The organism is Lelliottia sp. GFLA7 (genome assembly GCF_056490165.1).
The window spans coordinates 710,683-723,426 of the sequence record NZ_JBWLAQ010000002.1 but is presented as its reverse complement, the minus strand read 5'-3'; the positions used below and the strand labels follow the sequence as shown (position 1 = coordinate 723,426).

At 52.6% G+C, this 12,744-nt stretch carries 6 protein-coding genes; 2 read left to right on the top strand and 4 right to left on the bottom strand.

Annotation, left to right across the window (positions count from 1 at the left end):
• Positions 1-29: 29 nt before the first annotated feature.
• Positions 30-2,315, bottom strand: coding sequence for a class 1a ribonucleoside-diphosphate reductase subunit alpha (gene nrdA / locus AC07RN_RS08970; protein WP_235133741.1), 2,286 nt, complete (start codon positions 2,313-2,315; stop codon positions 30-32).
• 350 nt (positions 2,316-2,665) lie between these two features.
• Positions 2,666-3,394: a bifunctional 2-polyprenyl-6-hydroxyphenol methylase/3-demethylubiquinol 3-O-methyltransferase UbiG gene (ubiG, locus tag AC07RN_RS08965; RefSeq protein ID WP_478336163.1), complete on the bottom strand. Its 729-nt coding sequence runs from the start codon at positions 3,392-3,394 to the stop codon at positions 2,666-2,668.
• Positions 3,395-3,540: 146 nt separating this feature from the next.
• Between ubiG and gyrA the strand changes: the two genes are divergently transcribed.
• Both gyrA and rcsC read left to right on the top strand, forming a co-directional pair.
• Positions 3,541-6,207 carry a DNA topoisomerase (ATP-hydrolyzing) subunit A gene (gene gyrA, locus AC07RN_RS08960; protein ID WP_478336162.1) on the top strand — a complete coding sequence of 889 codons (2,667 nt, stop codon included), beginning with the start codon at positions 3,541-3,543 and terminating at the stop codon, positions 6,205-6,207.
• Between the two features lie 130 nt (positions 6,208-6,337).
• Positions 6,338-9,187: a two-component system sensor histidine kinase RcsC gene (gene rcsC, locus AC07RN_RS08955; protein ID WP_015959796.1), complete on the top strand. Its 2,850-nt coding sequence runs from the start codon at positions 6,338-6,340 to the stop codon at positions 9,185-9,187.
• Between the two features lie 51 nt (positions 9,188-9,238).
• Here rcsC and rcsB read toward each other — a convergent pair whose 3' ends face one another.
• Together rcsB and rcsD are read right to left on the bottom strand one after the other, a co-directional pair.
• On the bottom strand, positions 9,239-9,889 hold the full coding sequence (gene rcsB, locus AC07RN_RS08950; RefSeq protein ID WP_015959795.1) for a response regulator transcription factor RcsB: 651 nt from the start codon (positions 9,887-9,889) through the stop codon (positions 9,239-9,241).
• Between the two features lie 15 nt (positions 9,890-9,904).
• Positions 9,905-12,577 (bottom strand): phosphotransferase RcsD, encoded by a 2,673-nt coding sequence (gene rcsD, locus AC07RN_RS08945; protein WP_478336161.1) that lies wholly within the window; start codon positions 12,575-12,577, stop codon positions 9,905-9,907.
• Positions 12,578-12,744: the final 167 nt, after the last annotated feature.

Below are 12,744 nucleotides of genomic sequence, written 5' to 3'. Positions count from 1 at the left end.
AATAAAGGCGGGGATATCCCCGCCCTTCATTAGATCTTACATGCGCCGCTTTCGCAGCCATCGTCCTGAATAGAAGGCGCCATATCGTCCTGCGCATCTTCCGCACCGTCACGGGTGTTGTGATAGTACAGAGTTTTTACGCCAAATTTATAGGCGGTCAGCAGGTCTTTCAGCAACTGCTGCATCGGCACTTTTCCTGACGGGAAGCGCGTCGGATCGTAGTTGGTGTTAGCAGAGATCGACTGGTCGATAAACTTCTGCATGATGCCCACCAGCTGCAGGTAACCGTCATTATTCGGCATTTCCCACAGCAGCTCGTAGCTGTCTTTCAGCAGTTCGTAATCCGGCACAACCTGACGCAGCACGCCGTCTTTCGACGCTTTGATGCTGACGTGACCGCGCGGCGGCTCAATACCGTTGGTGGCGTTGGAGATCTGCGAAGAGGTCTCTGACGGCATCAGCGCAGACAGCGTGGAGTTGCGCAGGCCGTGGGTCTTGATGGACTCACGCAGCGTTTCCCAGTCCAGATGCAGCGGCTCGTTGACAATCGCATCCAGGTCTTTCTTGTAGGTGTCGATCGGCAGAATGCCTTTCGCGTAGGTGGTTTCGTTGAACCACGGGCACGCGCCTTGCTCTTTCGCCAGCTCGTTAGACGCTTTCATCAGGTAATACTGAATCGCTTCGAACGTTTGGTGCGTCAGATTATTCGCGCTGCCATCGGAATAACGCTTGCCGTTTTTCGCCAGCCAGTAGGCGAAGTTGATCACGCCAATACCCAGCGTACGACGACCCATTGCGCCGCGTTTTGCCGCCGGAATTGGGTAATCCTGATAATCCAGCAGGGCGTCCAGCGCACGAACCGCCAGCACCGCCAGCTCTTCCAGCTCAGCCAGGCTCTTGATCGCGCCCAGGTTGAATGCGGACAGCGTACACAGCGCGATTTCGCCGTTTTCGTCGTTTACGTCGTACAGCGGTTTGGTCGGCAGAGCGATTTCCAGGCACAGGTTAGACTGGCGCACTGGCGCAATAGCCGGATCGAACGGGCTGTGGGTGTTGCAGTGGTCAACGTTCTGGATATAGATACGGCCTGTAGAAGCACGTTCCTGCATCATCAGAGAGAACAGGTCGACGGCTTTCACGCGCTGCTTACGGATGCTGTCATCTTGCTCATATTGCGTATAAAGACGCTCGAATTCATCCTGATCGGCGAAGAACGCATCGTACAGACCCGGCACGTCGGATGGGCTGAACAGGGTGATGTCCTGACCTTTCAGCAGGCGGGTGTACATCAGTTTGTTGATCTGCACGCCGTAGTCCATATGACGAACGCGGTTGCCTTCAACGCCACGGTTGTTTTTCAGCACTAGCAGGCTTTCGACTTCCAGGTGCCACATTGGGTAGAACAGCGTCGCTGCACCGCCGCGTACGCCGCCCTGTGAGCAGGATTTCACCGCAGTCTGGAAGTGTTTGTAGAACGGGATACAGCCGGTGTGGAACGCTTCACCGCCGCGAATCGGGCTGCCCAGCGCACGAATGCGACCGGCGTTGATACCGATACCGGCACGCTGGGAAACGTATTTCACAATGGCGCTTGAGGTGGCGTTGATGGAATCCAGGCTGTCGCCGCACTCGATCAGTACGCAAGAGCTGAACTGACGAGTTGGGGTGCGCACGCCAGACATAATCGGCGTAGGCAGAGAAATTTTAAAGGTGGATACGGCGTCGTAAAAACGCTTCACGTATTCCAGGCGCGTTTCACGCGGATAGTTCGAGAACAGGCACGCGGCGACCAGAATATACAGGAACTGCGCGCTCTCGTAGATTTCGCCGGTGACGCGGTTCTGGACCAGGTATTTACCTTCCAGCTGCTTCACCGCGGCGTAGGAGAAGTTCATGTCGCGCCAGTGATCGATAAACCCGTCCATCTGCTTGAACTCTTCTTCCGTGTAGTCTTCCAGCAGATGCGCGTCATATTTGCCCAGCTCAACCATTTTCGTCACGTGATCGAGCAGCGCTGGCGGCTCAAACTGACCGTACGCTTTTTTGCGCAGGTGGAAAATGGCAAGGCGCGCGGCCATGTACTGGTAATCCGGTGCTTCGCGGGAGATCAGGTCGGCTGCGGCTTTGATAATGGTTTCATGAATATCGGAGGTCTTAATCCCGTCGTAGAACTGAATATGTGAACGCAGTTCAACCTGGGAGATAGATACGTTGTTCAGTCCTTCTGCTGCCCAGTCGAGAACTCGATGGATTTTGTCGAGATTGATACGCTCGGTAGTACCGTCGCGCTTTGTCACCAGCAGACTCTGATTCATGTGGGTTTTTACCTGTCCGTGAAATAAAAAAATATCCCCCCGCTTATCCACAGAACCGACTTGTGGCTAACTCTGTGGATAAATACTACATATAGGGGGTTTGCGATAAGAAAAACGCTATATGGTGAGTATTCTAGTAAGGAATCATTTCAGTACAAGAGTTGATTTTGACGTTAATTTCAGGTTGCTAAAGCGTAATAAACCCTAAGTCCTCGTATCGTAAGGCCTGGACGTCATGTCAATAATTTAGAAAAAAAATCTAAAATTTGATCGACTGCTGATTTCTTCAACGAGAGGTGAGAATTGCGCAACGTGATGTCGCGCAATCTTTATAAGAATAACGAATGACGTTAGTCGTTTTTTGCCGTCGTGTGCAACATATAGTTAACATCCACACCCGGCGCGAGCTTGAATTTGTCGGTCAACGGATTGTAGTGCAAGCCGGTGATGTGTTGCTCCTTCAGCCAGGTCAGATCTACCCAGCCTAATAATTCAGCAGGCTTGATGAATTTCTTAACGTCATGGGTTCCTTTCGGCACCATGCGCAGCACATATTCCGCACCCACCACCGCCATCAGCCACGCTTTCCCGTTACGGTTAATCGTCGAGAAGAAGACTTGTCCACCGGGTTTCACCAGAGCGGCGCAGGCGTTAACCACCGATTGCGGGTCAGGAACGTGTTCGAGCATTTCCATGCAGGTGACAACATCGTATTGATGCGCATGTTTAGCGGCGTGCTCTTCAACGGTTTCTTGAACGTAGTCAACCTGAATACCGGATTCAAGCGCATGCAGACGAGCAACCTGGAGCGGTTCAAAACCCATGTCCAGGCCGGTGACCGTTGCGCCTTCACGCGCCATGCTTTCGGCCAGAATGCCGCCGCCGCAGCCGACATCGAGCACTTTTTTACCGAACAGACCGCCGGAGCGCTCCGCGATATAGCCCAAACGCAGCGGGTTAATGCGGTGCAGAGGTTTGAACTCACCGTCGAGATCCCACCAGCGGGATGCCACCGCTTCAAATTTGGCGATCTCTGCATGGTCGACGTTGTGAGATACCGGGGATTTTTCGGCATTCATGGGCGCTTTTACTCCTTAATTCGCAAGAGGATCGAGTATATCAGGCTCTCCCCGCGAATAAACCATACAGGTTTACCTGTATGGGAGCGATTGTGTTATAATTTGCGACCTTTGAATCCGGGATACAGTAGAGGGATAGCGGTTAGATGAGCGACCTTGCGAGAGAAATTACACCGGTTAACATCGAGGAAGAGCTTAAGAGCTCCTATCTGGATTATGCGATGTCGGTCATTGTTGGCCGTGCGCTGCCAGACGTCCGAGATGGCCTGAAGCCGGTACACCGTCGCGTACTATACGCCATGAACGTATTGGGCAATGACTGGAATAAAGCCTACAAAAAATCTGCCCGTGTCGTTGGTGACGTCATCGGTAAATATCACCCTCATGGTGATACTGCCGTATATGACACGATCGTCCGTATGGCGCAGCCTTTCTCCTTACGTTACATGCTGGTGGATGGCCAGGGTAACTTCGGTTCTGTCGATGGTGACTCCGCTGCGGCGATGCGTTATACGGAAATCCGTATGTCGAAAATCGCCCATGAGCTGATGGCCGACCTGGAAAAAGACACGGTTGATTTCGTCGATAACTACGACGGCACCGAGCGTATTCCTGATGTTATGCCGACCAAGATCCCGAACCTGTTGGTTAACGGTTCTTCCGGTATCGCCGTCGGTATGGCCACGAACATTCCGCCGCACAACATTACTGAAGTCATTAACGGCTGCCTCGCCTACATCGACGATGAAGAAATCACCGTTGAAGGGCTGATGGAACACATTCCAGGCCCGGACTTCCCAACTGCCGCCATCATCAATGGCCGCCGTGGTATTGAAGAAGCGTACCGCACCGGTCGTGGCAAGATTTACATTCGCGCCCGCGCGGAAGTGGAAGCTGACGCGAAAACCGGCCGCGAAACCATTATCGTCCATGAAATTCCTTACCAGGTGAACAAAGCTCGTCTGATCGAGAAAATCGCGGAGCTGGTAAAAGAAAAACGCGTTGAAGGCATCAGCGCGCTGCGTGACGAGTCTGATAAAGACGGTATGCGCATCGTGATTGAAATCAAACGCGACGCGGTGGGTGAGGTTGTTCTGAACAACCTGTACTCCCAGACTCAGCTTCAGGTTTCCTTCGGCATCAACATGGTTGCATTGCACCATGGCCAGCCGAAGATCATGAACCTGAAAGATATCCTGAGCGCGTTCGTGCGTCACCGCCGTGAAGTGGTGACTCGCCGTACTATTTTCGAACTGCGTAAAGCGCGCGATCGTGCGCACATTCTGGAAGCGCTGGCTGTTGCACTGGCCAACATCGACCCGATCATCGAGTTGATCCGTCGTGCGCCAACGCCTGCGGAAGCAAAAGCAGGATTGGTTGCTCAGCCGTGGGCATTGGGCAACGTGTCTGCCATGCTGGAACGTGCAGGTGATGACGCGGCGCGTCCTGAGTGGCTGGAACCTGAATTTGGCGTGCGTGACGGTCAATATTACCTGACCGAACAGCAGGCACAGGCAATTCTGGATCTGCGTTTGCAGAAACTGACTGGCCTTGAGCATGAAAAACTGCTCGACGAGTACAAAGAGCTGCTGGAGCAGATTGCAGAGCTTCTGCATATTCTCGGTAGCGCCGATCGTCTGATGGAAGTGATCCGCGAAGAGCTGGAGCTGGTCCGCGACCAGTTTGGTGATGCGCGTCGCACTGAAATCACGGCGAATACGTCTGATATCAACATTGAAGATCTGATCAACCGCGAAGATGTGGTTGTGACCCTGTCTCATCAGGGCTATGTGAAGTATCAGCCGTTGACCGACTACGAAGCTCAGCGTCGTGGTGGTAAAGGCAAATCGGCAGCACGTATCAAAGAAGAAGACTTTATCGACCGCCTGCTGGTGGCGAACACCCATGACACGATCCTCTGCTTCTCCAGCCGTGGTCGTTTGTACTGGATGAAAGTGTATCAGCTGCCAGAAGCGAGCCGTGGGGCGCGTGGTCGTCCGATCGTCAACCTGCTTCCGCTTGAGCCGAACGAGCGTATCACCGCGATTCTGCCGGTACGCGAGTACGAAGAAGGCGTGAACGTCTTTATGGCGACCGCGAGCGGTACCGTGAAGAAAACGGCACTGACTGGTTTCAGCCGTCCACGTTCTGCCGGGATTATCGCCATCAACCTGAACGAAGGCGATGAACTGATCGGTGTGGATCTGACTTCTGGTTCTGACGACGTCATGTTGTTCTCTGCCGCCGGTAAAGTGGTGCGCTTTAAAGAGAACGCCGTACGCGCAATGGGTCGTACTGCGACCGGTGTTCGCGGTATCCGACTGGCGGGTGAAGACAGCGTTGTTTCTCTGATTATTCCGCGCGGTGAAGGCGCTATCCTGACAGTAACGCAGAATGGTTACGGTAAACGAACTGCGGAAGGCGAATACCCAACCAAGTCTCGTGGTACGCAGGGCGTTATCTCCATCAAAGTGACCGAGCGTAACGGCTCTGTTGTGGGCGCGGTGCAGGTTGATGACTGCGACCAGATCATGATGATCACTGATGCTGGTACGCTGGTGCGTACGCGTGTGTCTGAGATCAGCGTGGTAGGGCGTAATACTCAGGGCGTTATCCTCATCCGTACTGCGGAAGACGAAAACGTGGTGGGTCTGCAACGTGTTGCTGAGCCTGTGGATGACGAAGAACTTGATTCCATCGACGGTAGCGTCGCGGAAGGTGACGATGAAATCGCACCGGAAACCGAGACCGATGAAGCTGATTCTGAAGAAGCAGATTCCGATGACGATGCGGCAGATGATGCCGACGAGTAATGTCTTCTGACATAAAAAGGGCCGGATTCCGGCCCTTTCTTTTTTGCAGATAACTGAGCATTGCGGCACGCCGCGTTTACCGCTACCTTAACCACATTCTTTTAGCCTCTGACGGCGGAGCTTCGCCCCCTTGAAATACCTCGTCTCCTTTCGCACCACTCTTAAAGTCTCTCGCTATCTTTTTCGCGCGCTGGCGTTATTGCTTTGGTTACTGGTTGCCCTTTTTTCGGTGTTTTACATCGTAAATGCGCTGCATCAGAAGGAGTCAGAGATCCGTCAGGAGTTTAATTTAAGTTCCGATCAGGCTCAGCGTTACATTCAGCGTACGTCTGACGTCATGAAAGAGCTGAAGTACATTGCTGAAAACCGTCTGACGGCGGAGAACGGCATTCTGGCCACACGCGGACGAAATGACAAACCAGAAGTTCCGGATTTCGAACCGTTATTCCCCGACTCCGATTGCTCGACAATGGGCACGGCTTGGCGTGGCTCGCTTGAGTCACTGGCGTGGTTTATGCGCTACTGGCGCGATAATTTCTCCGCTGCCTACGATCTCAACCGGGTATTTCTCATCGGCAGCGAGAATCTCTGTTTAGCCGATTTTGGTCTGCGCGATGTGCCGGTTGAGCGCGAGGATGCGCTAAAAAGTTTGCACGAACGCATCATGAAATACCGCAATGCCCCGCAGGACGAACGTGGCAATAATATCTTCTGGATAAGCCAGGGGCCGCGTCCGGGGGTGGGTTATTTCTACGCCCTCACGCCGGTGTATCTTGCTAATCGCCTGCAAGCGCTGCTGGGCACTGAACAAACGATTCGCATGGAGAACTTCTTCACGCCGGGCAGTTTACCGATGGGTGTGACGATCCTCGATGAAAATGGTCATACGCTGATTTCGCTGACCGGGCCTGAAAGCCGCTTAAAAGTTGATCCTCGCTGGATGCAGGAACGCTCCTGGTTTGGCTATACGTCGGGCTTCCATGAGCTGGTGCTCAAGAAAAGTTTGCCGCCATCGTCGCTGAGCATTGTCTATTCCGTTCCTGTTGATATGGTGCTGGAACGCATTCGGATGCTCATTCTTAACTCCATCCTGTTGAATGTGCTGGTGGGGATCGCCCTGTTCATGCTGGCGCGCATGTATGAGCGTAAAATTTTCATCCCGGCAGAGAGCGACGCTCAACGTCTGGAAGAGCACGAGCAATTTAACCGCAAAATTGTCGCCTCTGCACCTGTGGGGATTTGTATCCTCCGTACGCAGGATGGGACCAATATCCTGAGTAACGAACTGGCGCATAACTATCTGAACATGCTGACACATGAAGACCGGCAGCGACTGACGCAGATCATCTGCGGACAGCAGGTCAACTTTGTCGACGTGTTAACCAGCAATCACACCAACCTGCAAATAAGCTTTGTCCATTCGCGCTATCGCAATGAGAACGTGGCGATCTGCGTGCTGGTGGACGTATCTTCACGCGTAAAAATGGAAGAGTCGTTACAAGAAATGGCGCAGGCAGCGGAACAGGCCAGCCAGTCTAAGTCGATGTTCCTCGCGACCGTGAGCCATGAACTGCGCACGCCGCTGTACGGCATTATTGGTAACCTCGATCTGCTGCAAACGAAAGAGCTGCCGAAGGGGGTTGAGCGTCTGGTCACGGCGATGAACAACTCTTCAAGCCTGCTGCTGAAAATTATCAGCGATATTCTCGACTTCTCCAAAATTGAGTCTGAACAGCTCAAAATCGAACCGAGCGAGTTTTCACCGCGTGAAGTCATGAACCATATCAGCGCTAACTATATGCCGCTGGTGGTGCGCAAACAGCTCGGGCTGTACTGCTTTATCGAACCGGATGTACCACTGACGCTGCTGGGCGACCCGATGCGTCTGCAGCAGGTCATTTCAAACTTGCTCAGCAACGCGATTAAGTTCACCGATGTCGGCTGTATCATTTTGCATGTTTCTCGCGCCGGGGATTATTTAAGCATTCGCATCCGCGATACTGGTGTCGGTATTCCGGCAAAAGAAGTGGTGAAACTGTTCGATCCGTTCTTCCAGGTGGGAACCGGGGTGCAGCGTAACTTCCAGGGGACCGGGCTGGGGCTGGCCATTTGCGAACAGCTGATCAGCATGATGGATGGCGATATTTCTGTCGATACCGAACCGGGCATGGGCAGCCAGTTTACGATCCGCATTCCGCTCTATTCTGCTCAATATCCGGTGAAAAGCCCGGCGGAAGGGTTGAGCGATAAGATGTGCTGGCTGGCGGTGCACAACGCGTCGCTGTATAGCTTCCTGGAATCATTGCTCTCGAACCGAGGCATTCGTGTCGCGCGCTATGAAGCAGGGCAAAAAACGGACCCTGACGATACGCTGATTACAGACGTTGAGGTCGATCCTTCCTGGCGGGGCAGAGCCGTGATTACGTTCTGTCGTCGCCATATTGGTATTGCCCAGGAGCGCGTTCCAGGGGAGTGGACGCACAGTGTGGCAACGCCGCATGAGATTCTGCATTTGCTGGCACATATCTACAATGTGGAAGGCGATGCCCACGACGGTGGTACCGCGCTGCCTTCGCCGCAGTCAGCTGTTGCGATGAATGATGACATGATGATTCTGGTGGTGGATGACCATCCAATCAACCGTCGTCTGCTGGCCGATCAGCTCGGCTCGCTGGGATATCAATGTCTGACTGCAAATGACGGCGTGGATGCGCTGAACGTGCTGAGTAAAAATCACATCGATATTGTGCTCAGTGACGTGAACATGCCAAACATGGACGGGTATCGTCTCACCCAGCGCATTCGCCAGCTTGGCATGACCTTGCCGGTTATCGGTGTCACCGCCAACGCGCTGGCCGAAGAGAAAGAGCGTTGTCTGGAGTCGGGCATGGACAGTTGCCTGTCAAAACCGGTGACGCTCGATGTCATCAAACAGACGTTGTCGATTTACGCGGACCGCGTCAGGAAATCGAGGGCATAAAAAAACCCGGCTAGCGCAAGCGCTGCCGGGTTTTTTATCACCAGAACGGAATCAGTCTTTATCGACTGCGCTCAGGGTAACCGAAGAGAGATAATTCAACAGGGCGATATCATTCTCCACGCCCAGCTTCATCATCGCCGATTTCTTCTGGCTACTGATGGTTTTGATACTGCGGTTCAGCTTCTTGGCAATTTCAGTGACCAGGAAACCTTCAGCGAACAGGCGCAGCACTTCACTTTCTTTCGGTGATAAACGTTTGTCACCGTAACCACCCGCGCTGATTTTCTCCAGCAGGCGAGAAACGCTTTCAGGGGTAAATTTCTTGCCTTTCTGCAATGCAGCCAGAGCCTTAGGCAGATCCGTAGGCGCGCCCTGTTTCAGGACAATCCCTTCAATGTCGAGTTCCAGCACGGCGCTCAAAATCGCCGGGTTATTGTTCATGGTCAGAACAATAATTGAAATACTCGGAAAGTGGCGCTTGATGTATTTGATCAGTGTGATCCCATCGCCGTACTTATCTCCAGGCATGGAGAGGTCGGTAATGAGCACGTGTGCATCAAGTTTCGGAAGATTATTTATAAGTGCTGTAGAGTCTTCAAATTCACCGACAACATTCACCCACTCGATCTGTTCAAGTGATTTGCGAATACCGAACAGTACAATCGGGTGGTCGTCGGCAATAATTACGTTCATATTGTTCATGTAAAGGCTACCTTGCTACAGCAAGCTTTTGACGTAGGCGTCAATGTCGCTGATGTATTTTTCTGTGCCAGAAGCATCCTTCTCACGAATAAGATGTTCCAGCGTTTCACATAACTGCTTGCCCGGAACCAGATTAAGCATGGCAAACACCCCTTTAAGCCGGTGTGCTGTCTGTGTCAGCGCGGCGAAATCCTTCGCGGCGGACTCAGTATACAACCGCTTAACATCATCTGGTACTGTATCTACAAATAGGGAATAGTATCCGCTGGCCTGGAGTTCGGCATTTTCATCGCCACCCAATGGGGACTCCAGTATCTCTTCTTGCGCCAGATTCTCTTCTATTAGTTGTAGTACAGCTTCCTGCATCGCATTGCTCATATTAAAGTTGACGCGCAGCTGACCGGGGCCGATTTTCCGCACGCCTGACTCATCATCGCTTAAAAGCAAGCCCGAGGCAGTAAGATTAGACGGATTATCAGTTAAAAAGAGATCATATTCTTGACTCGTGAGCCTTTCATCCGGGTTTATGCATGCCGCACCCCAGTTTTCCAGCTGGCGAACCACGATGTTGCGTATTTCGCTGGACGTCACATCCACCATCACGATCACATCATCCAGCAGGCGCTCTTCGTCCTCTTCCTGAGGATTTGCGTCCATTTTGACATGCAGTGAATAGCGGGTACCCAGCGACTCGCGAGCCCTAATATTCAGGTGTCCACCAAGCTTACGCGCCAGCTGATCGCACAGCCAGAAGGTGAGGGCGTTGGCTTTTCCGTAGCTATCGCTCTGCGTGTCGTTCAGGAATGGGAAGTGTAAATTATCGATTTCGCTCATCGTCACACCTTCCCCCGTATCCAGAATACGGATTGTCAGGCGGTCTTCGGCGGACTCATCCGTACCCACTTCCAGCGTAATTTTGCCGATTTGCGTGGTGGTGACGGAGTATTGAATCAGCATCAGCACGATGCGGCGTAACGCTTCGCGATCGCCATGACGTTCATCGTTGGCAGGAAGGTTGTTGTTGATCAGCAACTGCAGGCCTTTGCGCTTGATAACAGGCAGGACTTCGGGCACCACTTCGTTAATCAGATCCTGAACCGAAAATAGCGTAGAGCTTCCTTTCCATGTGTCGTTTTCAAGCATATTGGCTAACTGAATTTCATCAACCATGCGCACAAGCGTATCCGCCTGATTGGCCAACTGATGACTCTCTGGCGTGCTCAAACTCGCTGCCTGGCTGGCAAGCTCTTTCAACGGACGCTTGAACGCATCACCAATGTTTTGCATAAACGCCGCGCGGCCCTGCTGATTTTTCTCATACAGCCTCTGCGCTTGTTTCAGCTTCTTGTTCACCAGTACTTCTCTGTCCTGATCACGAATGATAAAGATCTGAGTACGCGAAGCGACCTGGCTGCGGAACTGACGAATTTCGTACAGCTCATTATTAATGGTGGCCTGAATCACCCCCTGATGCTGGTCAGCCATGGTGGTGATGTTTTGCAGATTAAGATGTGGCAACAGGTGATCGGCAATCTTGTTGCTCATAATCGTGCGATTGGCCTCCTGGTCATGCACCAGAAGCCCCAGTGGTAGCACCGATACGATCTCTTCATTCAAGGCGCGTAACACGCGTAATTCATTGTTAGAGCTTGACGACGACGTATGCTCAGTCTGACGGCCAGGCTGAAAGCGGAAGGTGGTATAACCAAACAGCGCCAGCGCTAACAGAGCAATATTGAGCAGCAGCGGCAGCAAGATGTTTTGCAGTGTGTCGAGCAATAACGTTCCAAAGGGAACCTGCCAAACCAGGCGCATACCGGTGGAATTCAGGGATGAAGAGATCTCAATCTTCGAGCCGTTAAAGGTAATGGACGCGCTTTCCGGGCCGTCTTTTTTATCCGCTGGTGTACGCATATTTTGCACTGAAGTGTCTGGCTCAAGACGGAAACTGTCCAGCGGCATATCCGGTGGAATGAGATCGTTAATCGGCAGATCAAACGCGACAACCGTCGCCAGATGCCCGGGCTGGTTAAACGTGGTACGCAGGGTGAAGTAATGCCCGTTTTGCCAGGCAAGACGGCGAAGGGAAGAGAAACTTTCGCGTTCGTCCAGGGTATTGGCCTGCTGGAGCATTTCTGCACGGCGGGAATCCACAATCGAGCCAATGGAGGACTCTTTAAAACCTGATGAGAGATCTTTCAACGGCAGCGTGGAGATCAGGATCATGCTGTTATCCTGGCCATTAAGATAGTACATCGACCAGGGGACAGTTTCCGCGCCCCAGAGCGTGTCGAGGTACGTCGAGATTCGCTGTGTCATCTCAAGCGTTGCGCTGTCATGAGAGCCAAAAATCAACGCTTCGGTTTTGCGGCGCGTTTTTTCGAGATAATAGACGTCCTGTTTGAGACGCGTTTCCTGCAAACCTTCACCCGAGGCCGTTCCCGGCGCTGCGGCGATATTGTCGTAAATCTGCCAGGTCGCGTAGCGCCAGGTGTCGATGCGCTTATGCACCGCATGGGTGATATCGACGATTTGATAGCTACGGTCTTTCAGCCAGGTGTTGACCGCGCTCTGCACCATCACTCCCATCGTCACTAACAGCACAACGATCAATAGAAGAAAGAAACGAGTGATGCTCCCAGGAAGAAGGGAGAATTTACCAGGTGCTGTGGTTTCAGACTGACTCATTAATGTGATTAACCCGTGATGGCCGCACGTAAAGACGATAGGGCAGTATAAAGGGTAATACCTGAATTTCCAGTATCGAGGCCCGGCGGGGAGAGACTTTTTCGCGCTTTATCAACGCCGCACAAAGCCGTATCGAAAGTGTACAAATGGGACAGTATTGTACAAAT